This is a genomic window from Comamonas sp. 17RB, from assembly GCF_030056555.1.
GTDB classification, from domain to species: domain Bacteria; phylum Pseudomonadota; class Gammaproteobacteria; order Burkholderiales; family Burkholderiaceae_C; genus Comamonas; species Comamonas terrigena.
Genome location: NZ_JASHHY010000001.1, coordinates 271,438 through 293,884, shown reverse-complemented (window position 1 = coordinate 293,884; position 22,447 = coordinate 271,438). Strand labels below are relative to the sequence as shown.

General features: G+C 65.3%; 24 protein-coding genes. 21 read left to right on the top strand and 3 right to left on the bottom strand.

Annotated elements, in window-relative coordinates; all coding sequences use genetic code 11:
• Positions 1-71: 71 nt before the first annotated feature.
• The 6 genes from QM470_RS01235 to QM470_RS01210 all read left to right on the top strand — a co-directional run bounded on the left by QM470_RS01235 (position 72) and on the right by QM470_RS01210 (position 6,392).
• Positions 72-791 carry a YebC/PmpR family DNA-binding transcriptional regulator gene (locus QM470_RS01235; RefSeq protein ID WP_283337836.1) on the top strand — a complete coding sequence of 240 codons (720 nt, stop codon included), beginning with the start codon at positions 72-74 and terminating at the stop codon, positions 789-791.
• Complete coding sequence (gene purD, locus QM470_RS01230) at positions 788-2,071, top strand: phosphoribosylamine--glycine ligase (RefSeq protein ID WP_066532540.1); 1,284 nt, start codon at positions 788-790, stop codon at positions 2,069-2,071. Before QM470_RS01235 ends, purD begins: the two co-directional genes overlap by 4 nt.
• Before the next feature lie 11 nt (positions 2,072-2,082).
• Positions 2,083-3,021, top strand: a complete 939-nt coding sequence (gene hemF / locus QM470_RS01225) for an oxygen-dependent coproporphyrinogen oxidase (RefSeq protein WP_283337835.1) — start codon at positions 2,083-2,085, stop codon at positions 3,019-3,021.
• Positions 3,022-3,201: 180 nt separating this feature from the next.
• Positions 3,202-3,894 (top strand): ribosome silencing factor, encoded by a 693-nt coding sequence (gene rsfS / locus QM470_RS01220; protein WP_280010754.1) that lies wholly within the window; start codon positions 3,202-3,204, stop codon positions 3,892-3,894.
• A complete protein-coding gene (rlmH, locus tag QM470_RS01215) occupies positions 3,891-4,358 on the top strand; it encodes a 23S rRNA (pseudouridine(1915)-N(3))-methyltransferase RlmH (RefSeq protein WP_066532532.1) in 468 nt (155 codons plus the stop codon). Before rsfS ends, rlmH begins: the two co-directional genes overlap by 4 nt.
• A gap of 309 nt (positions 4,359-4,667) precedes the next feature.
• On the top strand, positions 4,668-6,392 hold the full coding sequence (locus tag QM470_RS01210; RefSeq protein WP_283337834.1) for a methyl-accepting chemotaxis protein: 1,725 nt from the start codon (positions 4,668-4,670) through the stop codon (positions 6,390-6,392).
• A gap of 110 nt (positions 6,393-6,502) precedes the next feature.
• Here the strand turns inward: QM470_RS01210 and QM470_RS01205 are convergent, their stop codons facing one another.
• Positions 6,503-7,045, bottom strand: a complete 543-nt coding sequence (locus QM470_RS01205) for a PAS and helix-turn-helix domain-containing protein (protein ID WP_066532531.1) — start codon at positions 7,043-7,045, stop codon at positions 6,503-6,505.
• A 74-nt stretch (positions 7,046-7,119) separates the two neighbouring features.
• Between QM470_RS01205 and QM470_RS01200 the strand changes: the two genes are divergently transcribed.
• The 4 genes from QM470_RS01200 (at position 7,120) to QM470_RS01185 (ending at position 10,457) form a co-directional block, all read left to right on the top strand.
• Entirely contained in the window at positions 7,120-7,818 is a 699-nt protein-coding gene (locus QM470_RS01200; RefSeq protein ID WP_066532529.1) for a CoA transferase subunit A, read from the top strand.
• Between the two features lie 6 nt (positions 7,819-7,824).
• On the top strand, positions 7,825-8,316 hold the full coding sequence (locus QM470_RS01195) for a DUF3806 domain-containing protein (protein ID WP_283337833.1): 492 nt from the start codon (positions 7,825-7,827) through the stop codon (positions 8,314-8,316).
• Between the two features lie 30 nt (positions 8,317-8,346).
• Positions 8,347-8,985, top strand: coding sequence for a 3-oxoacid CoA-transferase subunit B (locus QM470_RS01190; protein ID WP_280010750.1), 639 nt, complete (start codon positions 8,347-8,349; stop codon positions 8,983-8,985).
• 86 nt (positions 8,986-9,071) lie between these two features.
• Positions 9,072-10,457, top strand: coding sequence for an HD-GYP domain-containing protein (locus QM470_RS01185; RefSeq protein ID WP_283337832.1), 1,386 nt, complete (start codon positions 9,072-9,074; stop codon positions 10,455-10,457).
• A gap of 140 nt (positions 10,458-10,597) precedes the next feature.
• Here the strand turns inward: QM470_RS01185 and QM470_RS01180 are convergent, their stop codons facing one another.
• A complete protein-coding gene (locus QM470_RS01180) occupies positions 10,598-11,329 on the bottom strand; it encodes a Crp/Fnr family transcriptional regulator (protein ID WP_172591799.1) in 732 nt (243 codons plus the stop codon).
• Here QM470_RS01180 and QM470_RS01175 point away from each other — a divergent pair.
• The 5 genes from QM470_RS01175 to QM470_RS01155 all read left to right on the top strand — a co-directional run bounded on the left by QM470_RS01175 (position 11,315) and on the right by QM470_RS01155 (position 14,596).
• Positions 11,315-11,563 carry a hypothetical protein gene (locus tag QM470_RS01175; protein WP_283337831.1) on the top strand — a complete coding sequence of 83 codons (249 nt, stop codon included), beginning with the start codon at positions 11,315-11,317 and terminating at the stop codon, positions 11,561-11,563. The genes QM470_RS01180 and QM470_RS01175 overlap by 15 nt on opposite strands.
• Before the next feature lie 218 nt (positions 11,564-11,781).
• The gene (locus tag QM470_RS01170) at positions 11,782-12,615 is read left to right on the top strand and encodes a transporter substrate-binding domain-containing protein (RefSeq protein ID WP_066532512.1); all 834 of its coding nucleotides are present in this window, start codon (positions 11,782-11,784) and stop codon (positions 12,613-12,615) included.
• 24 nt (positions 12,616-12,639) lie between these two features.
• Positions 12,640-13,302 (top strand): amino acid ABC transporter permease, encoded by a 663-nt coding sequence (locus QM470_RS01165; protein ID WP_066532510.1) that lies wholly within the window; start codon positions 12,640-12,642, stop codon positions 13,300-13,302.
• Between the two features lie 3 nt (positions 13,303-13,305).
• Complete coding sequence (locus tag QM470_RS01160) at positions 13,306-14,115, top strand: amino acid ABC transporter ATP-binding protein (RefSeq protein WP_192334010.1); 810 nt, start codon at positions 13,306-13,308, stop codon at positions 14,113-14,115.
• A gap of 4 nt (positions 14,116-14,119) precedes the next feature.
• Positions 14,120-14,596: an Lrp/AsnC family transcriptional regulator gene (locus tag QM470_RS01155; protein WP_066532503.1), complete on the top strand. Its 477-nt coding sequence runs from the start codon at positions 14,120-14,122 to the stop codon at positions 14,594-14,596.
• A 121-nt stretch (positions 14,597-14,717) separates the two neighbouring features.
• On the opposite strand, the gene QM470_RS01150 is transcribed toward QM470_RS01155, so the two are convergent.
• Entirely contained in the window at positions 14,718-15,281 is a 564-nt protein-coding gene (locus tag QM470_RS01150; protein WP_283337830.1) for a DUF4189 domain-containing protein, read from the bottom strand.
• A 424-nt stretch (positions 15,282-15,705) separates the two neighbouring features.
• Here QM470_RS01150 and QM470_RS01145 point away from each other — a divergent pair, with 424 nt between their 5' ends.
• The 6 genes from QM470_RS01145 to QM470_RS01120 all read left to right on the top strand — a co-directional run bounded on the left by QM470_RS01145 (position 15,706) and on the right by QM470_RS01120 (position 22,378).
• Positions 15,706-16,425, top strand: a complete 720-nt coding sequence (locus QM470_RS01145) for a DUF969 domain-containing protein (RefSeq protein ID WP_066532497.1) — start codon at positions 15,706-15,708, stop codon at positions 16,423-16,425.
• Positions 16,422-17,375 carry a DUF979 domain-containing protein gene (locus QM470_RS01140; protein ID WP_283337829.1) on the top strand — a complete coding sequence of 318 codons (954 nt, stop codon included), beginning with the start codon at positions 16,422-16,424 and terminating at the stop codon, positions 17,373-17,375. Before QM470_RS01145 ends, QM470_RS01140 begins: the two co-directional genes overlap by 4 nt.
• A 15-nt stretch (positions 17,376-17,390) precedes the next feature.
• Positions 17,391-18,053 carry a pyroglutamyl-peptidase I gene (pcp, locus tag QM470_RS01135; RefSeq protein ID WP_283337828.1) on the top strand — a complete coding sequence of 221 codons (663 nt, stop codon included), beginning with the start codon at positions 17,391-17,393 and terminating at the stop codon, positions 18,051-18,053.
• Positions 18,054-18,233: 180 nt separating this feature from the next.
• On the top strand, positions 18,234-19,001 hold the full coding sequence (locus QM470_RS01130; RefSeq protein ID WP_283337827.1) for a LamB/YcsF family protein: 768 nt from the start codon (positions 18,234-18,236) through the stop codon (positions 18,999-19,001).
• Positions 19,002-19,006: 5 nt separating this feature from the next.
• Positions 19,007-20,641: a 5-oxoprolinase subunit B/C family protein gene (locus QM470_RS01125; RefSeq protein WP_283337826.1), complete on the top strand. Its 1,635-nt coding sequence runs from the start codon at positions 19,007-19,009 to the stop codon at positions 20,639-20,641.
• A gap of 12 nt (positions 20,642-20,653) precedes the next feature.
• Positions 20,654-22,378 carry an acetyl/propionyl/methylcrotonyl-CoA carboxylase subunit alpha gene (locus QM470_RS01120; RefSeq protein ID WP_283338193.1) on the top strand — a complete coding sequence of 575 codons (1,725 nt, stop codon included), beginning with the start codon at positions 20,654-20,656 and terminating at the stop codon, positions 22,376-22,378.
• Positions 22,379-22,447 lie beyond the last annotated feature (69 nt).

The following is a 22,447-nucleotide window of genomic DNA, read 5'->3' as shown; positions in this document are numbered from 1 at the left end:
TTTCCTCGTGGGGTGAGGCATCAAAAGTAAAATCGGACTCGATAGATTAAATCAAGACCAAAGGATTTCCTGTGGCAGGACATAGCAAATGGGCCAACATCCAGCACCGCAAGGGTCGCCAGGATGAGAAACGCGGCAAGATCTGGACGCGCATCATCCGCGAAATCATGGTGGCAGCCCGCCAGGGAGGGGGCGATCTGACGGCCAACCCGCGCCTGCGTCTGGCCGTGGACAAGGCCAAGGCTGCCAATATGCCGGCCGACAACATCAAGCGCAACATCGACAAGGCCACCGGCAATCTGGAAGGGGTGACCTACGAAGAAATCCGTTACGAAGGCTACGGCATTGGCGGCGCGGCCATCATCGTGGACACGATGACCGACAATCGGGTGCGTACTGTGGCGGATGTGCGTCACGCTTTCAGCAAATACGGCGGCAACATGGGCACCGAGGGATCGGTGGCCTTCCAATTCAAGCACTGCGGACAGATCATCTTTGCACCCGGCCTGGACGAGGACAAAGTGATGGAAGCGGCGCTGGAGGCCGGTGCCGAAGACGTGATCACCGACGAGGACGGCGCCATCGAGGTGCTGACCGCGCCGAGTGAATTTGAAGCCGTGCGCAACGCTTTGGAGGCTGAGGGATTCAAGCCCGAAGTGGCCGAAGTGACCATGCGCGCAGAAAACACCATTGAGCTGGCTGGCGAAGACGCCGAGCGCATGCAAAAGCTCCTGGACATGATCGAAGACCTGGATGACGTTCAAGACGTCTATCACAACGCAGAACTATGAAAATACTGGTGATTGGCGGCGGTGGCCGTGAGCACGCGCTGGCGTGGAAGTTGGCGCAGTCGCCCAAGGCGAGCAAGGTGTACGTGGCCCCCGGCAACGGCGGCACGGCGCTGAGCAACAAGTTCGAGAACGTACCCATCACCGATGTGGAACAGCTGCGGACCTGGGCCATCGACAACAAGATTGCACTGACGGTGGTGGGCCCCGAGGCCCCGCTGGCCGCCGGTGTCGTGGATGAATTCCGCGCCCACGGCCTGAAGGTGTTTGGCCCCACCAAGGCGGCTGCCCAGCTGGAAAGCTCCAAGGCCTTCTCCAAGGCCTTCATGCGCCGCCATGGCATTCCGACGGCGGATTACGACACCTTCACCGACCCGGTGGCAGCCCACGCCTTTGTGGACCGCCTGGGTGCGCCCATCGTCATCAAGGCCGACGGCCTGGCGGCCGGCAAGGGTGTGGTCGTGGCCATGTCGCTGCAGGAAGCCCACGATGCGGTGGACTTCATGCTGGTGGACAACAAATACGGTGTGCAGCACAACGACGGCGGCGCGCGCGTGGTGATCGAAGAGTTCCTCGCCGGCGAGGAAGCCTCGTTCATCGTGATGTGCGACGGCAAGAACGTGGTCGCCATGGCCACCAGCCAGGACCACAAGCGCCTGAAGGACGGCGACGAAGGTCCGAACACCGGTGGCATGGGCGCCTATTCGCCCGCCCCCGTGGTCACGGCCGATGTGCACGCCCGTGCCATGCGCGAAATCATTCTGCCCACCATCCGTGGCATGGAAAAGGACGGCGTGCCGTTCACCGGTTTCCTGTACGCCGGTCTGATGATCGACGGCAACGGCCACCCCAAGACGCTGGAATTCAACACCCGCATGGGCGACCCCGAGACCCAGCCCATCCTGATGCGCCTCAAGAGCGATCTGGTGGAGGTCATGCTGGCGGCCGTGGACGGCAAGCTGGACCAGGTGGAACTGGAATGGGACCGCCGCACCGCCCTGGGCGTGGTGATGGCGGCCTACGGCTACCCCGAAGCGCCGCGCAAGGGCGACGCCATCAGTGGCCTGCCCGCCGATGCGGACGACGCCATGGTCTTCCACGCCGGCACGGTGCTGGACGCCGACGGCCAGGTGCGCACCAGCGGCGGCCGGGTGCTGTGCGTGACGGTGCTGGCCGACAGCGTCAAGCAGGCCCAGCAGAAGGTCTATGACGTGGCCCGTGGCATCCATTTCGATGGTGCCCAGTACCGCCGTGACATTGGCTTTCGCGCCGTGAAGAACTGAAGGGCGGGCCCATGACGACTGCGAGCATGGCGGCCACGCCCGAGAACGTGCGTGCCTACCTGGAGGACCTGCAGTCCCGCATCACCTCCGCCCTGGAAGGGGTGGAGGGGGAGGACGGGGCCCGTTTTCTGGCCGATGCCTGGCGCAAGGGCCCGGAAGAACGCCTGCAGGGCGACGGTGTCACCCGGATCCTGGAAGGTGGCCGCGTGTTCGAGCGCGCGGGTTGCGGCTTTTCCCATGTGAAAGGCCCGCAGCTGCCGCCTTCGGCCACCCAGCACCGCCCGGAGCTGGCCGGGGCGCCGTTCGAGGCCATGGGCGTGTCGCTGGTGTTCCACCCGCGCAACCCCTATGTGCCGACGGTGCACATGAATGTGCGCATGATTGCGGCCGGCCATGCAGGCCAGCCCAAGACCTGCTGGTTTGGCGGCGGCATGGACCTGACGCCGGTCTACGGCTTTGAAGAGGATGCGGTGCACTTTCACCGTGCCTGCCATGCGGCGCTGCAGCCTTTTGGCGAGCAGCTCTACCCGCGCTTCAAGACCTGGTGCGACGAGTACTTCTACCTGAAGCACCGCGGTGAGCAGCGCGGCATCGGCGGCATCTTCTTTGATGACTTTTCCGAGCTGGGCCAGGACCAGAGCTTTGCCATGCTGCGTGCGGTGGGCGATGCCTTTCTGGGTGCCTACCTGCCCATCGTGGAACGCCGCCAGGGCATGGCCCATGGCGCGCAGCAGGTGGAGTTCCAGCGCTACCGCCGCGGGCGTTATGTGGAATTCAACCTGGTCTGGGACCGGGGCACGCATTTCGGCCTGCAGTCGGGCGGGCGCACTGAATCCATCCTGCTGTCCATGCCTTCGCATGCCAGCTGGAGCTACCAGCGCGAAGATGCACCGGGCACGCCCGAGCATGCGCTGGCGCATGAATTCTTGGTCCGTCGGGACTGGATTTGATCTGCCTGCAACGCTGTTATTGCCGGAAAACTATAATTTCGATAGCTGCCAGTCCGTGATGGACTGGTGAATACCTTCAAAAAACCTTTGAGTCCGGATGGTGGGCGTGGCAAGAACCACCCCATGGCATGTACGGCGCTGCCGCGCTATATTGACCGGAACGCAACCACATACTGCCTGATGAGCTCCACCACCCAATCGGAATCCGCTGCCAAGAAGGACGTGACCAAACTCCAGCGAGCCATCGTTGATGGCCTGGAAGACGTCAAGGCGCAAGACATTCAGGTCTTCAATACCGAGCACCTCTCGCCGCTGTTCGAGCGCGTGATCGTGGCCGCCGGTACCTCCAACCGCCAGACCAAGGCCCTGGCTTCCAGCGTGCGCGAATCGGTCAAGAAGGCCGGTTTCCCCGTGCCACGCCAGGAAGGCGAAGACAACGGCGAGTGGATCATTGTGGATTGCGGCCAGGCCGTGGTGCACATCATGCAGCCGGCCATCCGCCAGTACTACCGTCTGGAAGAAATCTGGGGCGACAAGCCCGTGCGCCTGAAGCTGGGCGCGGCCAAGCCGGTCGCACGCTCGGAAGCCGACGCGCCGGCCAAGAAGGCCGTGGCCGCCAAGAAGCCCGGCAAGCCCAAGGCTGCCGCCGCTGCCGAGGCCAAGCCCGCAGCGAAGAAGCCTGCCGCCAAGAAGACCGTGGCTGCCAAGAAGCCGGCTGCCGGTGCTGCTGGCGCCAAGCCTGCGGCCAAGAAGCCCGCCGCCAAGAAGGCGGCTGCGCCCATCAAGACCGTGGTGGTCAAGCCCAGCACGCCGCGCACCGCCAAGACCACTGCCAAGCCTGCCGCCAAGCGCGCACCCCGCGCCAAGGCATGAAGCTGCTGATCGTGGCCGTAGGCCAGCATGTGCCCGATTGGGCGCAGACGGCCTACGACGATTACGCCAAGCGTTTTCCGCCGGAGCTGAAGGTCGAGCTCAAGGCCGTCAAGACCGAGCCCCGCGGCTCGAAGACGGTGGAGACGCTGTATGCGGCCGAGCGCAAGCGCATCGAGGCCGCGATTCCGCGCGGCACCCGCATCGTGGTGCTGGACGAACGCGGCACCAACCTGACCACCAAGGCGCTGGCCCAGCGCCTGCAGCACTGGCAGCTGGAGGGCGACGATGTGGCCCTGGTGATCGGCGGCCCGGACGGGCTGGACCCGGCCTTCAAGCAGGGCGCCCACGAGAAGATCCGCCTGTCGGACCTGACCCTGCCGCATGCCATGGTGCGTGTGCTGCTGATCGAGCAGCTCTACCGCGCCTGGTCGGTCAATGCCGGCCACCCTTACCACCGCGAATAAGCCTGGCCGCCGGCCCAGGCCGCGCCCCCTGCGATCCCAGCCCTGTTTCGGTGCGCCGAGCCAGGGCTTTTTGTTTTGCACCGCTGTGGTGCATTAACGCGGATGCGTGGGCCGGTAAATAGGCGTAAGCGCGATCTCGGGTTGGCGCCATGGAGCGCAAAGCGCTTGCTCCCGTACCCTCTAAGCATATGCAGACCATCGACTTGTCGCACATGGCCTGCTTGTTGCTTAATGCTTGTTACTGAATGATGCAAATCGCCGGCGGTCCTACAGGGCCCTGGTGCATGACACGCGAGGGAGAACCAATCCATGCAATGGCTCAACAAGCTTTCCATCCGTGCGCGCCTGTATATGGGCACGCTGTTTTCTCTGGTCATGCTGCTGCTGGTGGGCGGGCTGGGCTATGTGGCGCTGGAGACCACGCACCGCCAGGTGCAGGAGGTGTTCAGCAGCAAGGTGCAGGTGCTCAGCGACATGGAAGAGGTGCGCAACCGCCTGGGCGAGCTGCGCCTGATGGAGAAGAACATCATCATCAGCGCCAACAACACCACCCAGGTGCAGGATCTGCGGGGGCGCTGGAACATGGGCATGACGGCGCTGCGCGCACGCCTGGAAGAGCTGCAGAAGTCGCCGACCACGCCGTCGGACATGTCGCTGAACCTGGAGTCCGGCGTGACCTACCTGAACGACTACGCCAAGGCCATGGATGAGCTCTTCGGCAAGGTGGAGGATGCGCTGCTGGACAGCATGGCCGCCGCTGCCTATGCCGAGAGCCAGCGCAGCACCATCGAAGGCATGGATTCCGTGCTGACCACCACGGCCGAGAACGCCCGCACCGACATGGAGTTCACCCGCCGGGCCGTCGAAGACGCTGCCAAGCAGATGAGCTTCTGGCTGGGCGGCCTGCTGCTGCTGGCCGTGGCCGTGCTGCTGCCCACCACCTATTTCGGCGTGCGCAACATCACGCGGGCGCTGGCCGATGCCCAGGCACTGGCCCAGCGCATTGCCGAGGGCGACCTGACGCAGGACGTGCAGGTGCGCCAGCGGGACGAGCTGGGCAAGCTGATGCTGTCCATGGACCGCATGCAGCAGTCGCTGCGGACTTTGGTGCAGCAGGTGCAGGATTCTTCCGGCCAGGTGTCGGTGGCCAGTGGCGAGATCGCCGGCGGCAACGTCAACCTGAGCGAGCGCACCGAGCAGACCGCCAGCCACCTGGAGCAGACCGCACGGGCCATGGAAAACCTGGGCCTGGAGGTGCGCCACAGCGCCCAGGCCAGCGCCCATGCCCGCGACCAGGCCAACAGCGCGGCCAGCGTGGCGGCGCAGGGCGGGCAGGCCGTGGACAGCGTGGTGCAGACCATGGCGGAAATCACCGCCAGCGCCCGCCGCATTGGCGATATCACCGGCACCATCGATGCGATTGCCTTCCAGACCAATATCCTGGCGCTGAACGCTGCTGTGGAGGCGGCGCGTGCCGGGGAGCAGGGCCGGGGCTTTGCCGTGGTGGCGGGCGAAGTGCGGGTGCTGGCCCAGCGCAGTGCAGAGGCGGCCAAGCAGATCAAGCAGCTGACCGGCGAATCGGTGCGCTGCGCCGACAGCGGCAGCGCACAGGTGGAGCGTGCCGGCCAGACCATGCAGGCCATTGTCTCCAGCGTGGAGCGCGTGGCCACGACGATTGCCGAAGTCTCCCATGCCTGCGAGGTGCAGGACCGCCAGATCGGCGAGGTGTCCACCTCCGTGGCCGAGCTGGAGCAGATGACCCAGCAGAACGCAGCCCTGGTGGAGGAGTCTGCCGCCGCCTCGTCGGCCCTGCGCGAACAGGCGCTGGCGCTGGACGGTGCGGTACGCCGCTTTGCCATGCCCGGTGGTACCACGCTGTCCGCAGCGTCCGTGGATGCCATGGCATGGGGTGGGGTGGCTGCGCCGCGCCAGGCCCCGGTGATGGCGCCGGTGGGCATGGCGTCGCTGGATGCAGCTCCCGCCGGCGTGCCAGCACGTGGCAATGCCGGTATCGAGGCGCCGGCCGAGGCCTGACGCCAGCTGGGGTGAAGGTGTACGGTGCGGGCAGGGCTGCCGCCGCGCTCTGCACCTGCACCGCAGCAGGGCCTGCCGTTCGCACCGCTGCGGGCGCAGGCCCGGAGGGTTCAGCCCGCGACCAGCTTGTGCACCAGATCGGCGGCGGTGGAGGCGCCGTATTTGCGCATCAGCCGGGCGCGGTAGATTTCCACGGTGCGGTGGCTGATGGCCAGGGCCTTGCCGATTTCCTTGGAGGTCAGCCCCTCCAGCAGGCGCGCTGCCACTTCGCGCTCGCGGCCGGTCAGCTCGGCTTTCACCGGGCGCTGGGCGGACAGGTCCTCAAAGCTCCAGATGCCGGAGGCGTGGGGGTCGTCCCGGTCCAGCGCGCGGCCGCTGACATGGCACCAGAAGGTCTCGCCGCTGGCGCGCTTCATGATGCGGTTGTCGGAATAGTGGCCCTTGGCGTTCAGGATGGGGGCCATGCGGGCGCCCAGGCGCTCGTATTCGTCGGCGCTGGGATAGAGAATCTGGAACGATTGCCCGATCATCAGTTCGCGCGAGATGGCAAACATCTCGCAGACCTGGTGGTTGCAGTCCACCATGGTGCGGTTGCGTGAGATCACCAGCCCGACGGGGGCCATCTCGAACGCCAGCTTGTAATCCATCTCCATGGTGCAACTCTTTACGAAAAACTACCTAATTACGTACGTAGTATCGTAATGCATCGCACAACAAGGAGACATGCATGAAAAAGCTCTACCCTTCCGCGGCCGCTGCGCTGCAGGGTGTGGTGGCCGATGGGCAACTGCTCGCCGTGGGGGGCTTTGGCCTTTGCGGCATTCCCGAAGCGCTGATTGACGCGCTGCGGGACAGCGGTGTCAAAGGGCTGACCATTGCGTCCAACAACGCCGGCGTGGACGGTTTTGGCCTGGGCAAGCTGCTGGAAACCCGCCAGATCAAGAAGATGATCGCCAGCTATGTGGGGGAGAACAAGGAGTTCGAGCGCCAGTACCTGGCCGGCGAGCTGGAGCTGGAGTTCACCCCCCAGGGGACGCTGGCCGAGAAGATGCGCGCCGGCGGTGCCGGCATTCCGGCCTTCTTCACCAAGACCGGTGTGGGCACGCAAGTGGCCGAAGGCAAGGAGCTGCGCGAGTTCGACGGCGACACCTATGTGATGGAACGTGCCATCGTGGCCGATGTGTCGCTGGTCAAGGCCTGGCGCGCGGACAAGAGCGGCAATCTGCAGTTCCGCCTGACGGCGCGCAACTTCAACCCGGCGGCGGCCACCTGCGGCAAGGTCTGCATCGTGGAAGTGGAAGAGTTGGTGGAAGTGGGCGACATTGCCCCGGACGACATCCACCTGCCCGGCATCTATGTGAACCGGATCGTGCACAACGCCCATCCGGAAAAACGCATCGAAAAGCGCACCGTGCGCGAGGCCTGAGCCGTGGTGGATCTGTCGCAATCGCCCGAGGCACCTGATGCACCCGATGCGCTGGCCGCAGCCAGCGTGCCGGTGTTTCGCGCCCTGGCGGCGCACGAGCAGGCGCAGCTGGACCGCGAACGCATGCTGGTGTGCCAGGTTGCCGCCCGCGAGCTGGGGCTGAACGACTGGAGCATGGACCGCTCGGGTCTGGTGCAGCTGCAGGCGCTGCTGGACCGGGGCCTGGTGCAGCCGGACAACCGGTTGCTGGCCCGCGGACTGGGCGTGGTGCTGGGCGATGCGCTGACCTGCGAAATGGACGACATGGACTGGCACATGGTGAGCGACGACTGGGGCACCGACCCGGTGGTGCGCTTTCGCGAATCCAGCATCCAGGTCGGGGCGCGCGACATGGTCCTCAAACGGCTTGAAGACGGCCGTGCGGTCGATCTGGTGCATCTGCTCGACGGTGTGGTTTCCCACCTGCAGCCCATGATCGACTCCGGCGACTACCAATAACGTCAATCACGATTTATTCAGGAGGCTCTTATGCCTTGGACCCAAGACCAGATGGCTGCACGTGCGGCCCAAGAACTCGAAGACGGTTTCTACGTCAACCTCGGTATCGGCATTCCCACCCTGGTGGCCAACCACACGGGCGACAAGGAGGTGTGGCTGCAATCGGAGAACGGCATGCTGGGCATCGGCCCCTTCCCGACGGAAGACCAGGTCGACGCCGACCTGATCAACGCCGGCAAGCAGACCGTGACCACCATTGCCGGCTCGGCCATCTTTGGCTCGGACCAGTCGTTTGCCATGATCCGTGGCGGCAAGATCAATCTGTCCATCCTGGGGGCCATGCAGGTCTCCGAGCAGGGCGATCTGGCCAACTGGATGATTCCCGGCAAGATGGTCAAGGGCATGGGCGGCGCCATGGACCTGGTGGCCGGCGTCAAGCGCGTGATCGTGCTGATGGAGCATGTGGCCAAGAAAAAGGACGGCACCACCGACCTGAAGATCTTGCCCCGCTGCAGCCTGCCGCTGACCGGCGTGGGCGTGGTGGACCGCATCATCACCGACCTGGGCGTGATGGATGTGACGCCCGAGGGCCTGAAGCTGGTGGAGCTGGCGCCGGGCGTGACGCTGGAGGAAATCCAGTCCAAGACCGGGGTGACGCTGCTGTCGTGATACGGCGCGCAAGCCGCCCGTAATGCTGTGAAAGCCTGCCGTGTGCAGGCTTTCGTATGATGGGCGTCAGAACTGTACTGGTCCGCATGAGCCTCCCATCGCATCCCTTACCCCAACTGGAGGCCGACAGCCTCCAGGGAACCGCGCATTTCCTGCGTGCCATCCAGGCCCTGGGCCAGCAGCAGAACCTGGTGCTGCGCGATGCCATCTACACCGCCAACGGGGTGCGCCTGGCCGACAAGGGCATGCGCATCGACGCGGTGCTGTACGACAAGCTGGTGAACGAGCGCCTGCGCCTTCCCATTGACGATCTGCTGGAGATCCGCGACCGGGTGGATGTGCCCACGCTGGAGGCCGAGGCGATGACGCTGTGCGAATCCGCCGCGCTGCCCCGGCTGCTGATGCAGGCCCTGGGCCCGCGCCAGCAGTGGCGCCTGCTGGCGCCGCTGGCCGACATGGCCTGGCCGGCGCAGGCCTGTTTCAAGCTGACGGTGATGCGCAGCCAGCGCCCGCAGCTGTACGAGCACAGCCTGTGCATGATGCTGGTGGCGGTGTTCCTGGGCGTGCGCGAGAGTCTGGACGACACCCAACTGGCGCAGCTGGCTGCCGCCGCCTTGCTGCACGATGTGGGCATGCTGTTCATGGAGCCCAGCTGGGCCGATCCGCAGCACAAGCTGACCCCCGAGGAGCGGCGCCAGCTGGCCGTGCATTCCATCACCGCCATGCTGGTGGTGCGTTCCACCGCGGCCTATCCGGCGGCCGTGGAGCTGGCGGTGCTGGAGCACCACGAGCGCATGGACGGCAGCGGCTACCCGCGCAACATCACCGGCGAGCAGATTTCACCGCTGGGCCGCATCCTGATGGTGGCCGAGGTGGTGGCCGCCTTCTTTGAAAAATATGCCGGCGACCGGCCGGCCATGCGCCTGTCGCTGATGCTGCGCCTGAACCGCGAGCGCTTTGATACCCGCCTCATCGAGCATGTGCACCTGCTGCTGCAGCCGGCGCTGGAGCGGGAGCCGCGCATGGCGGCCGAAGGCGAGATGCAGCCCATGGCGGCCGAAGTGCGCCACAGCCTGGTGATGCTGACCATGCTGATCGACCACTGGAAGCGCCGCAGCGCCCAGCTGCCCGAGAAGTGGCAGCTGCTGCCCAGCGGGCGGGCCGGGCTGTTTCTGGACGTGCGCGTGGCGGGTCTGGAGGCCGCGTTGGCCGAGGCAGGATCGCTGCCCAAGCAGCAGATGGCCGTGCTGCACCTGATGAAGCGCGACGCCACCATGCTGAGCGAGCAGGCCGTGATCAACCGCGAGGCGCTGTGGCAGCTGGAGACCTTCATCCACACCTGTCTGCGGCGCTGGCCCAAGGTGGCGCAGCAGGGCGATGCGGTGGCCCAGGCGGTGATGGACTGGATCAACCAGGCCCAGTCCGTGCTGGCCGGCAAGCGCCCGGGCGGGCGGCCGGCATTCTTCGGCTGAAAGTGGGCTGCACAGGCTGGCATCAGGCCGGCGTGCAGCACGGGACGGGGGCCGGGGCGTAGGGCGCAGCAGGGCGCCGCACCCCTCCGTATCGCCGGTGTGAAGCCGGCATGCAGCAGGTGTGCCGTCGGCGTGGAGCCTCAGCAGCCTTCGTTGACGATGGCCAGCAGCGCGTCGCTGTCGCGCACCACCAGACCCGAGGGTTCCACGCGGATGCAGTCTTCGCGTTCCATGCGCTTGAGTTCCTGGTTCACGCGCTGGCGCGAGGCGCCCAGCAGCTGGGCCAGCTCTTCCTGCACCAGCTGCAGGCCGATGCGGATTTCCTGCGGATCGTCGTGGGTGCGCAGCCCGTAGCTGCGCGACAGGTGCATCAGCTGCTTGGCCAGGCGTGCGCGCAGCGGCAGGGTGTTGAGGTCTTCCACCAGGCCGTAGATCTGGCGGATGCGCTGGGCCTGCAGGCGCAGCAGGGCATCGTAGAACTCGATGTGGTTGGACAGGATGGTGCGAAAGCTCTCCTTGCTCACGCACACCAGTGTGGTGTCGCCGTGGGCATGGGCGTCGCGGGTGCGGGGCTCGTCCAGGAAGGTGGACATGGCACCGAACCAGGCGCCGGGCTCCAGGTAGGTGAGGGTGGTCTGGCGTCCCGCCAGGCTGGTGGAGCTCATGCGCACCGCGCCCTTGGCGCAGGCAAACCAGTCGTGCGGGGCATCGCCGCGCGCGTAGATCTGCGCGCCGTCCTTGAAGCGCTTGACGGTGGCCAGGCGCAGGATGTCATGGCGCAGCGATGGGGAGAGGGTGGTAAACCACCGGCCGGCGTTGATGGCCTCGCGCTCGGTGACGCTCAGGATAGGTTCGTTATGGCTGGGTTGCATGGCAGCTTGTCTCGCTTTTTGGCGGTCATTGTAGGCCGCCGGGCATTTGTCCGGACAGCTGCAGCATACGCAATTGCCGCAGTGGTGTGGCGTACTTTCGCTTGGAATATGGCTTTGTGGAAGTATCTGTTGCTATGGTTTTTGATGGCTTCGGATTTCAGTGCGGCGGCCCTGCAGATCGAAGAAATGCGCGGATATTTCAGCAGTTTGGGGAAAATAAAAGCAGTGAAATGACGATGTGACGACATTTGTTGGCCGGATTGTCACTTTTTATACTTGTGGTGACAAAGCCGCGACCTACACTGCCCAGCGTGCTGCTTGGCACCCATCGGTGGGGCGCGCGCATCCGGGGCCCTGGCCTGGGGTGTGGCGGCCTGGCGGTGGTGCTGCACCCACCTCTCCCCCCTCTACGATTGTTTTGACGCGCGGCCCGGCCGCGCAAGGCATTTCCCATGACCGTCTCCCGCACTCTTTTCCGCTCGCTGGCAGTGGCCGGCAGCCTGTTGCTCACCCAGGCCGCCATGGCCCAGGACGAAACCACGCTGCAGCGCGTGGAGCGCACCAAGGTGCTGCGCATCGGCGTGATCTCGGGCGCCACGCCGTACTTCCACAAGGATCTGGTGCGCAATGAATGGCAGGGCTTCGGTCCCGACTTCGCCGAAGGTCTGGCGACCAAGCTGGGCGCCAAGGTGGAACGCGTGGAAACCACCTGGGGCAATGCCGTGATGGACCTGCAGGCCAACAAGATCGACGTGATGTTCGGCATGGGCCCCACACCGGCGCGCCGCGAGATGATCGACTTCTCCGATGTGCTGTTCAACAACACGCTGACCGTGGTCTGCAAGAAGGGCTATCCGGAAGTCAAGACCTGGGAGCAGCTGAACGATCCCAAGGTGAAGATCGTGGTGGACGTGGGCTCCAACCAGGACCAGTTCGCCACCAAGACCCTGCCCAAGGCCAGCATCTCCCGCCTGGAAAGCTCGGGCGCGGCCACCATGGCCATCCAGACCGGCCGTGCCGACTGCCAGGTGCTGATGGTGCTGCTGGCCCAGCCGCTGCTGGCCAAGCGCCCCGACATGGGCAAGATGTTCGTGCCCGAGCCGGTCAGCACCTCCACCGTGCACATCGGTCTGCGCAAGAGCGCCAACAAGGACCTGGAAAACAAGGTGAATGCCTGGATCAAGGAAACCCGTGCCGCGGGCGATGTGCAGAAGGTCATCGTGCACAACATGGAGAAGCTGGCCGGCGTGAAGCCCGAGAGCTTCCCCAAGCAGGTGAAGTTCTAAGCGGGCAGGGCTGAGGGTAGGTCAATGTACGAATGGGACTTTGCCTCGCTGTGGCAGTACCGCAGCCTGCTGATTGCCGGCATCGGCTATACGCTGCTGTTCACCGCGATCTGTGTGGCGGCGGGCCTGGCCATCGGCGTGCTCGCCGGGCTGGGGCGGCTGTCGCGCCATGTGTGGATCAGCGCGCCGCTGCGCGCCTATGTGGAAGTGTTCCGCTGCACGCCGGTGCTGGTGCAGCTGGTGTGGTTCTACTACGCGCTGCCGGTGCTGACCGGCATCGAGATGTCGGCCACCATGGCGGCGGCGCTGTGCCTGTCGCTGTATGGCGGTGCCTTTTATGCGGAAATCATCCGCGGGGGCGTGATCGCCACCGACATCGGCCAGACCGAGGCCGGCCAGGCCATCGGCATGACGCGCGGCCAGGTGATGCGCCGCGTGGTGCTGCCCCAGGCCTTCAAGCGCATGGTGCCGCCGCTGGTGAGCCAGTCCATCATGCAGCTGAAGAACACTTCGCTGCTGTCGGTGCTGGCGGTGCCCGATCTGCTGTACCAGGGCCAGGTGATTGCGCACGACACCTACCGTCCGCTGGAGGTCTACACCCTGATCGCCGTGGCGTATTTCGTGATCCTGCTGCCGGCCACGCTGTGGGCCAAGCGCCTGGAACAACACCATTCCAAGGGGGGCTGAGCCATGTCCACTTCCGATATTGCGATCAGCATCCGGGGGCTGCGCAAGTCCTTCGGCACGCTGAATGTGCTCAAGAACATCTCGCTGGATGTGCCGCGCGGCAGCGTGGTGGCGCTGATCGGGCCTTCGGGCTCGGGCAAGTCCACCTTGCTGCGCTGCATCAACCTGCTGACCGTGCCCGATGGCGGCGAGATCCGCGTGGGCGGGCAGGCGCTGGAGTTCACCGGTGGCGCCGACTGCCTGCCGGGTGACAAGGTGCTGGCGGGCTTTCGTGCCCGCACCGGCATGGTGTTCCAGCACTTCAATCTGTTCCCGCACATGACGGTGCTGCAGAACGTGATGGAAGGCCCGGTGACGGTGCTGAAGAAGCCCAAGGCCGAAGCCGAAGCCACGGCCCGCAAGCTGCTGGCCAAGGTGGGCCTGTCCGAGCGCTGCGACATGCTGCCCGAAAAGATGTCCGGCGGCCAGAAGCAGCGCGTGGCGATTGCCCGCGCGCTGGCCATGGAGCCCAGCGTGATGCTGTTCGACGAGGCGACTTCCGCGCTGGACCCCGAGCTGGTGGCCGAGGTGCTGGGCGTGATCCAGTCGCTGGCCAAAGAGGGCATGACCATGGTGCTGGTGACGCACGAAATTGCCTTTGCCCGCGAAGTGGCGGACCAGGTGGTCTTCATGCGCGACGGCGTGGTGGTGGAGTCCGGCGCGCCGGCGCAGGTCATCGACCACCCGCAGCAGGAAGCCACCCGCGCCTTCCTGGGCAAGATGGTGGGCAGCCACGCCGCCCCACATTGCAGCGCCTGTGGTGCTACGCTCTGAGCCTATGGACTACCGACTCGACGAAACCGACCGCCAGCTGCTGCGCCTGCTGCAGACCAATGCGCGTGCTTCGACCGCCCATCTGGCACGCCAGATGGACCTGGCCCGCACCACGGTGGTGGCGCGCATCGCGCGGCTGGAACAGGAAGGCATCATCGCCGGCTACGGTGTGCGCCTGGGGCCGCGCATGGAGCAGGCTTCGGTGCGTGCCTACTGCGGCATCCGGGTGCAGCCCAAGACCGCGACTTCGGTGATGCAGGCGCTCAACCGCCTGACCGAGGTGGAAGAGGTCTCCGCCGTCAGCGGGCAGTACGACTACATGGTGTTCCTGCGCTGCGAAAGCAACGAAAAGCTGGACGCGCTGCTGGACCGCATCGGCATGATCGACGGCATCCAGCAGACCTATACCTCGGTGGTGCTGAACCGCAAGATCGACCGCCGCACCACGTCGCCGCTGCAGGCGCCGGTGGTGATGGAGTGAGGCGCGGCGCCGGGGCGATTTGCAGGCCCCAGGCCGCCACCGCATGAAAAAGCACCTCCTTTGGAGGTGTTTTTTGTTTGGGCGAATGGAAGACGCAGTCGCTCCGCCCGGGCGCTTTTGCTCAGTCCGCGTCCGTCTGCACGGCGTAGATTTCGCGTGGTGTGCCGGTGCCGGGCAGCTCGCCCCGGATGGCGCCCCAGCGGCTGAGGGTGCAGCGCAGGCCGTCGCGCTGTTCGCACTGCTGCTGGGCCTGGGTGATGGCCTGTTCCTGGCTGGTCAGCCCGTGGCGCAGGTACAGGCCGACCATGTCTTCGCCCTGGTGCACCGTGAACAGGGCGTACAGACCGGGCGCTTCCACGGTGGCGGCGATTTCACAGGCCGGCTCGCCACAGCCTGCCAGCGCTTCGCGTTCGGCTTCGGTACGGCTGCGGTAGCTGATGCTGCTGGCCAGCATTTCCGAATCCGTGGCCACGGCCACGGCGGCGGTGTAGCGGATGGCGCAGCGGGCGTGTGCCTGCGCGCAGACGGCCAGGGCGGCGGCTTCGGCTTCGGCCTGGGTGGCGCCGGTGCCCCAGCCGCCCACCTGTTTGGGCGCGTACAGGGCCACCGCCGTGTAATCCGCCCAGGCAGCCGCGCTGCCCATGCCCAGTGCCATGCCCAGCAGGCAGTGTCCCATCCACTTCATGTTGTTTCTCTGCATGCGCAAAAGCATAGCGGAAAAACAAGGCACCAAGCCTGTTGCATCAGTCCGGGGTGGTGGGATACCCCGCGGCAGTGCGCGCTGCATCGGGATGGCTGCCTGCAGAGACGGCCTTGGCTGGGACGTTCTCTGCTGCCGAGCGGAGAGGGCGTTCCACAGAAGAACCACGCCGCACTGTGTGACAAAAATAAGGGTATCTACTATGTGTTGGCACGACTGTTCTGCAAAAAATCACGTCTGTCCTATCAATATCAATTGATTGTTCAACAATAGAATGGATATCACCCTCTCATGCAGGGGGCGAAGCCTTTCGAAAGAGCTGGGCGGGATTCCGAGAGGACTCCCGCCTTTGGCGTAGTACCTATGGCCCACCGCGCAGCGGGTATGGGCGTGATTCCCCGGAGGCTTGATGCCTGTAGATCTCAACCTGTGGCCGCTGATTGGCGTGCTCATCATCATTGCGGGCTTTGCGCTGCGCTTTAACCCCATGCTGGTGGTCATCGTGACCGCCATAGGCACCGCCTTTGCGGCGGGCTTCCCGCTGGACAAGGTACTGGCCGCCATTGGGGCCGGTTTCATCAAGACGCGCAATCTGCCGCTGATCATCCTGTTGCCTCTGGCCGTGATCGGTCTGCTGGAGCGCCATGGCCTTCGCCAGCATGCGCAGAACTGGATCAGCTCCATCAAGTCGGCGACCGCCGGCCGCCTGTTGATCGTCTATCTGGCTGCGCGCCAGCTGACCGCTGCCATCGGCTTGACCAGCCTGGGTGGTCATCCCCAGATGGTGCGCCCGCTGCTGGCGCCCATGGCCGAAGGCGCGACGGAAAACCGCTACGGCAAGCTGTCCGGCAAGGTGCGCGAGAAACTGCGCGCCATGTCGGCTGCCACGGACAACGTGGGCCTGTTCTTTGGTGAAGACATCTTCGTGGCCTTCGGTGCGATCGTGCTGATGACGACGTTCCTGAAGGAGGCTGGCATCGAGGTCGAGCCGATCCACGTTGCGCTGTGGGGCATTCCCACCGCCACCGCGGCATTTGCCATCCATGCCTTCCGCCTGCACCGCCTGGACAAGCAACTGGCGCGTGACATTGCTGCAGAGAAGAAAGTTGCCCAGGGAGAGTCGGCATGACCATCACCATCCAATACCTGTACTACCTTGTCGGCCTGGTGCTGGCGGTGACGGCCCTGATGACGCTGCGCGACAGCAGCAACCCGCGCCGTTTCTCGGCCGGCCTGTTCTGGGCGCTGTATGCGCTGGTGTTCCTCATCGGTGATCTGCTGCCACCCGCCTGGGTGGGGGCGGTCGCAGTCGTCATGGCGCTGATCGCAGGCTTCGGCGGCGTGATGGGTGGCAAGCACCAGCCGCGCACCGATGCGCAATACCTGGCAAGCGCCAAGCGCCTGGGCAACAAGCTGTTCGTGCCGGCGCTGGCCATCCCCCTGATCACCATGGTGGGTACCTTGTCGGCCAAGCACCTGGTCTTCGGCGGTGTTCCCTTGATCGATCCCAAGAACAGCACCCTGGTCAGCCTGGGCATTGGCTGCGTGATTGCGCTGGTGCTGGCCTGCAAGATGACACGTGAGACGCCCGCGCAGGGCCTGCGCGAGTCGCACCGCCTGATTGACGCACTGGGCTGGGCCCTGGTGTTGCCGCAGATGCTGGGCATGCTGGGCCTGGTGTTCTCGGACGCTGGCGTGGGCAAGGCGGTGGCTTATGTGACCACCACCTACATCAACATGGATGTGCGTTTTGTGGCTGTGGCCGTGTATGTGATCGGTATGGCGCTGTTCACCGTGATCATGGGCAATGGCTTTGCGGCCTTTCCGGTGATGACCGGCGGTGTGGGCGTGCCCGTGCTGGTGGGCGTCTACCACGGCGATCCCGCCGTGATGGCGGCGGTGGGCATGTTGTCGGGCTACTGCGGCACCTTGCTGACGCCCATGGCGGCCAACTTCAACCTGGTGCCCGCAGCACTGCTGGAAATTGACAAGAATGCCGTGATACGCGCGCAGGTTCCCACGGCTATCACGCTGCTGATCGTGAATGTGTTCCTGCTCAATTTCCTGATGTTCCGATAAGAAGAGAGAGTTGCCATGACTGCCCCTGCCAAGCGAATCCTGCTGACCGGCTTTGAGCCTTTTGATAAAGACAGCGTCAACCCTTCGTGGGAGGTGGCGCGCGCACTGGACGGCGAGCAGATTGCGGATGGGGTGGTGCATGCCGTGCAGCTGCCCTGCGTGTTCGGCGCAGCCATGGCGACGCTGGATGAGGCATTGGCCGGCCTGCAGCCCTCGCTGATCATCAGCCTGGGCCTGGCCGGCGGACGCTGCGACATCACGCCGGAGCGCGTGGCCATCAATATCGACGATGCACGCATTCCGGACAACGCGGGCAAGCAGCCCGTGGACCAGTCGGTGGTGGCTGGTGCGCCCGCGGCGTATTTTTCGACCCTGCCCATCAAGGCCATGGTGCGGCATCTGCGCGATGCGGGCATTCCGGCTTCGGTATCGAACACGGCAGGCACTTTTGTCTGCAACCATGTGTTCTATGCCCTGATGCACAGGCTGTCGCGCCGCGCGGCCCCCGGCGTGCGCGGCGGCTTTATTCACATCCCCGCGCTGCCGCAGCAGGCCGCACGCCAGCCCGGCATGGCCAGCATGGCGCTGGACCTTCAGGTGCAGGGCATTCGTGCCGCCATCCAGACAGCGATGACGGTAGAGCAGGACTTGCAGGAAAACGCAGGCCAGCTGCATTGAGACAGAGCCCCTGAGCCGCTAAACCGCTAGGCCGCGGCGCAGTTTCCTCATTTGGGGGCGATGCCTGCGCCGCGAGACGGCCTTTGCCCTGCCTCGCAGGCCTGGCGTGCGCCATGGGATGCGGCAAGGCCAGGGCGCCAAGACCGGCCCTTGATGGGCCCAGGTACAAGGACAGAAACGATGAAAATGGATTTGAACAGCGATTTGGGCGAGAGCTTTGGCGCCTGGAGCATGGGCGACGATGCGGCCATGCTGGACATCGTCAGCAGTGCCAACGTGGCGTGCGGCTTTCATGCCGGCGATGCTGCGGGGATTCTCTCCACCCTCAAGGCCGCCAAGGCGCGCAATGTGGTCGTGGGCGCACATGTGGCCTACCGCGATCTGGCGGGCTTCGGGCGCCGCAACATGGATGTGGCCAGCGCCGATCTGGTGGCCGATGTGATTTATCAGATCGGCGCACTGCAAGGCCTGGCGCAGGCTGCGGGCACTACGGTGCAATATGTCAAGCCGCACGGCGCGCTCTACAACACCATTGCCCAGGATCGACGCCAGGCCATGGATGTGATCCATGCGATCCAGGCCATCGACCCCAAGCTGGTGTTGATGGCGCTGGCCGGTGCCCCGCTGATTGGCTGGGCCCGCGATGCGGGTCTGAGCGTGGTGGCAGAAGCCTTTGCCGACCGTGGCTATACGCCTGAGGGCGCGCTGGTCTCGCGCCGCGAGCCCGGTGCCGTGCTGCATGACGAAAACCTGATTGCCCAGCGCATGCTGACCCTGGTGCGCGACGGTGTCATCGAGGCTGTGGACGGGAGCCTGGTGCGTGTGGAGGCCGACTCCATCTGCGTGCATGGCGACAGCCCCGGTGCCGTGGCCATTGCGCGCAACATCCGCCAGCGGTTTGAGCAAGAAGGCGTACAGATTGCCTCTTTTGTGGGCGCTGCGGGATGAGTGCCATGCGATTCCTTCCCGTCCACCGCCAGGCCATTCTGGTGGAGCTGGCCGACCTGCAGCAGACATTGCTGCTGCTGGGCGCCTTGCAGGCCAAGGCCATCCCTGGCGTGCAGGAGCTGGTGCCGGCTGCGCGCACCATTCTGGTCCAGTTCGCACCCCATCTCATCACGGCGGCAGAACTGGTCCAAGCCATTGCGGGCTGCGATCTGAGCGGCAGCGTGCAACGCTCGGACGTGCTGGTGCAGATTCCCGTGCGTTATGAGGGCGAGGATCTGGCCGAGGTGGCGCAGATACTGGGTATCACCGCCGAAGAAGTGGTGCGCCGCCACACGGGCTGCGAGTGGTCTGTGGCTTTTACCGGCTTTGCGCCGGGCTTTGCCTACCTCAGCGGTGGGGATGCCATCTTCAATGTGCCGCGTCGTGCCACGCCGCGCACCAAGGTGCCTGCGGGCGCCGTGGCGCTGGCAGGTACTTTCAGCGCCGTGTATCCGCAGGCCAGCCCCGGCGGCTGGCAGATCATTGGCGTGACGGATACGGCCATGTGGGATCTGGCGCGCGATCTGCCCGCACTGCTGCAGCCCGGTTATCGCGTGCAGTTCGTCGATGCGGCCACGCAAAGCACAGTATCGGATGTTTCGTCGGATGCGATTCCAGACCACAAAGTGTCTGAGATCCATCCGCAGCAAGAGCAAAAGCAACCAGCTGCCACGTTAAAGGGCAGGGCATTGCGTGTGCGCGCCACGGGCCTGCTCACGCTGTTCCAGGACCTGGGCCGCCATGGCCAGGCCGGGCAAGGCGTTTCGGCCTCGGGTGCTATGGACCAGGCGGCGTTCAAGACCGCCAATCGCCTGGTTGGCAATGCCAGCCAGGTGCCGGTGCTGGAAACCGTGGGTGGAGGCCTGTCGCTGCAGAGCGTTGGCGACAACGTGGTGGCCGTGACAGGCGCGGATGCGCCCATCAGCCTCACCACGGCCGAAGGCCAGCGCTGGCAGGTGCCGCGCTATGCCGCGATTGCGCTGGCGGATGGCGACGTGCTGAGTATTGGCCAGCCCACGGCCGGTGCGCGCTGCTATGTGGCGGTGCGTGGCGGCTATGAGGTCGCCCCTGTGCTGGGCAGCGCTTCCACGGACACCCTGGCCCATGTCGGTCCGCCGGCCTTGCGCAGCGGCCAGTTGCTGGTCGTGCAACCGGCCCAGAAGGCCGTGGTGGCCGTGGTGGCCGATACGGCCTTGCCGGTGCAGAACCTTCCGGCCGCAGGCGGCGAAGTCGTGCTGGATGTGGAGCTGGGCCCGCGCACGGACTGGTTCACTGCCGAGGCCGTGGCTTTGCTGGCCGGGCAGCGTTGGCAGGTCACGTCCCAGTCGAACCGCGTGGGGTTGCGCCTGGCTGGCGAGCAGGCCCTGACGCGCTCCATCAGCAGCGAGTTGCCCAGCGAAGGCACGCCGCTGGGTGCCATTCAGGTGCCGGCCAGCGGCCAGCCCGTGCTGTTTCTGGCCGATCACCCTTTGACTGGCGGTTACCCCGTCATCGGCTGTGTGGCGCTTCACCATCTGGATCTTGCGGGGCAGATCCCCGTGGGGGCCTGGATTCGTTTCAACCCTGTTCGTTCTTTTGAAGAACTCACACCCACTTTGTGAGGACCTTCCATGATTACCAAAGTTCTGATTGCCAATCGTGGCGAGATCGCCGTGCGCATTGCGCGCGCCTGTGCGGATTACGGTGTGAAGTCCGTGGCCGTCTATGCCAATGCCGATATCGACGCCGTGCATGCGCGCTGCGCCGATGAAGCCTACGGCCTTGATGGCGACAAACCTGCCGACACCTATCTGAACATCGCCAAGCTGATTGCGATCGCCAAGCGTTCGGGGGCCGATGCCGTGCACCCGGGCTATGGCTTTCTGTCGGAGAGCGAAGCCTTTGCGCAGGCCGTGCTGGACGCGGGGCTGAGCTGGATTGGCCCGCGCCCGGACACCATTGCCAAGCTGGGTGACAAGGTCGAGGCCCGCAAGATTGCGCTCAAAGTGGGCGCACCGCTGGTGGCTGGCACGCCCGATCCCGTCAAGGACGCCGACGAGGTGCTGGCCTTTGCCCAGCAGCATGGCCTGCCCATCATCATCAAGGCTGCCTTTGGCGGCGGCGGCCGCGGCATGAAGATCGCCTGGCGCATGGACGAGGTGGCCGAGCTGTATGCGTCCGCGGTGCGCGAAGCGGTGACGGCCTTTGGCCGTGGCGAATGCTTTGTGGAGCAATTCCTCGACAAGCCGCGCCATATCGAGGCGCAGGTCATGGCAGACACCCATGGCAATGTGGTGGTGCTGGGCACGCGCGACTGCTCGCTGCAGCGCCGCAACCAGAAGCTGGTGGAAGAGGCGCCTGCGCCCTTTATCAGCGATGCGCAGCGTGAACGCATTCACAGCGCAGCCAAGGCCATCTGCTCGGAAGCGGGCTACATCAGCGCCGGGACGGTGGAGTTTCTGCTCAGCGGCAATGGGGCCATCTCCTTCCTTGAGGTGAATACCCGCCTGCAGGTGGAGCACACGGTAACGGAAGAGACCACCGGCATCGATCTGGTGCAGGAGCAGTTGCGCGTGGCCGATGGCCTGCCGCTGTCTTTCACGCAGACGCCGGCACCACGCGCCCATGCCATCGAGTTCCGCATCAATGCCGAAGATGTGGGCCGCGGCTTTCTGCCCACGCCAGGCCTGATCACGCGCTTTGCACCGCCTTCCGGCCCGGGTGTGCGCCTGGATTCGGGCGTGGAAACGGGCTCGGTGATTCCCGGCAGTTTCGACTCCATGATGGCCAAGCTCATCGTCACTGGCGCAACGCGCGATCAGGCCCTGGCCCGTGCGCGCCGCGCGCTGGCCGAGTTCCAGATTGAGGGCGTGGCCTCCGTGCTGCCTTTCCACAAGGCCGTGCTCACTCAGCCTGATTTTGTGGGGGCGGACGGCTTCAAGGTCCACACCCGCTGGATCGAGACCGAGTTTGCCGAGCCATTGGCTGCGGCTGCCCGTGCCGAGCCTGTGGTCGACACCAGCCTGGTGCGTACGGCCATGGAGATTGACGGCCGCCGCGTACAACTGGGTCTGCCCGCCATGCTGCTGCAGGGGCTGTCTGCCCCGGCCTCGGCTGTCGCCCAGCCCGCAGCCCAGCAAGAGGTGAACCCAGATGCCGTGAGCTCCCCGATTGCAGGCAACCTCCACGCCTGGAAGGTGGCGGATGGCGAAGACGTCAAAGAGGGCGATGTGATTGCCGTGATGGAAGCCATGAAGATGGAGATGCAGGTGGCGGCCCACAAGAGTGGTCGCATCACGCTGGCTGCGCAGGCGGGCACTGCGCAGACTTTGGGCGCCGTGATCGCGCACATCCGATAGCCATGGCGGACCTTGCCCAAGGCGCGGCTTGTGGGCCGTGCCTTGGGCATGGGGCGTGATTGCGCCCCA

Bases quoted from the DNA above. Each gene is read 5' to 3' on its own strand.
- purD (WP_066532540.1), top strand. From the start codon at position 788: ATGAAAATACTGGTGATTGGCGGCGGTGGCCGTGAGCACGCGCTGGCG.
- hemF (WP_283337835.1), top strand. From the start codon at position 2,083: ATGACGACTGCGAGCATGGCGGCCACGCCCGAGAACGTGCGTGCCTAC.
- rsfS (WP_280010754.1), top strand. From the start codon at position 3,202: ATGAGCTCCACCACCCAATCGGAATCCGCTGCCAAGAAGGACGTGACC.
- rlmH (WP_066532532.1), top strand. From the start codon at position 3,891: ATGAAGCTGCTGATCGTGGCCGTAGGCCAGCATGTGCCCGATTGGGCG.
- QM470_RS01210 (WP_283337834.1), top strand. From the start codon at position 4,668: ATGCAATGGCTCAACAAGCTTTCCATCCGTGCGCGCCTGTATATGGGC.
- QM470_RS01205 (WP_066532531.1), bottom strand. From the start codon at position 7,045: ATGGAGATGGATTACAAGCTGGCGTTCGAGATGGCCCCCGTCGGGCTG.
- QM470_RS01200 (WP_066532529.1), top strand. From the start codon at position 7,120: ATGAAAAAGCTCTACCCTTCCGCGGCCGCTGCGCTGCAGGGTGTGGTG.
- QM470_RS01190 (WP_280010750.1), top strand. From the start codon at position 8,347: ATGCCTTGGACCCAAGACCAGATGGCTGCACGTGCGGCCCAAGAACTC.
- QM470_RS01185 (WP_283337832.1), top strand. From the start codon at position 9,072: ATGAGCCTCCCATCGCATCCCTTACCCCAACTGGAGGCCGACAGCCTC.
- QM470_RS01175 (WP_283337831.1), top strand. From the start codon at position 11,315: ATGGCTGGGTTGCATGGCAGCTTGTCTCGCTTTTTGGCGGTCATTGTA.
- QM470_RS01180 (WP_172591799.1), bottom strand. From the start codon at position 11,329: ATGCAACCCAGCCATAACGAACCTATCCTGAGCGTCACCGAGCGCGAG.
- QM470_RS01170 (WP_066532512.1), top strand. From the start codon at position 11,782: ATGACCGTCTCCCGCACTCTTTTCCGCTCGCTGGCAGTGGCCGGCAGC.
- QM470_RS01165 (WP_066532510.1), top strand. From the start codon at position 12,640: ATGTACGAATGGGACTTTGCCTCGCTGTGGCAGTACCGCAGCCTGCTG.
- QM470_RS01160 (WP_192334010.1), top strand. From the start codon at position 13,306: ATGTCCACTTCCGATATTGCGATCAGCATCCGGGGGCTGCGCAAGTCC.
- QM470_RS01155 (WP_066532503.1), top strand. From the start codon at position 14,120: ATGGACTACCGACTCGACGAAACCGACCGCCAGCTGCTGCGCCTGCTG.
- QM470_RS01150 (WP_283337830.1), bottom strand. From the start codon at position 15,281: ATGAAGTGGATGGGACACTGCCTGCTGGGCATGGCACTGGGCATGGGC.
- QM470_RS01145 (WP_066532497.1), top strand. From the start codon at position 15,706: ATGCCTGTAGATCTCAACCTGTGGCCGCTGATTGGCGTGCTCATCATC.
- QM470_RS01140 (WP_283337829.1), top strand. From the start codon at position 16,422: ATGACCATCACCATCCAATACCTGTACTACCTTGTCGGCCTGGTGCTG.
- pcp (WP_283337828.1), top strand. From the start codon at position 17,391: ATGACTGCCCCTGCCAAGCGAATCCTGCTGACCGGCTTTGAGCCTTTT.
- QM470_RS01130 (WP_283337827.1), top strand. From the start codon at position 18,234: ATGAAAATGGATTTGAACAGCGATTTGGGCGAGAGCTTTGGCGCCTGG.
- QM470_RS01125 (WP_283337826.1), top strand. From the start codon at position 19,007: ATGCGATTCCTTCCCGTCCACCGCCAGGCCATTCTGGTGGAGCTGGCC.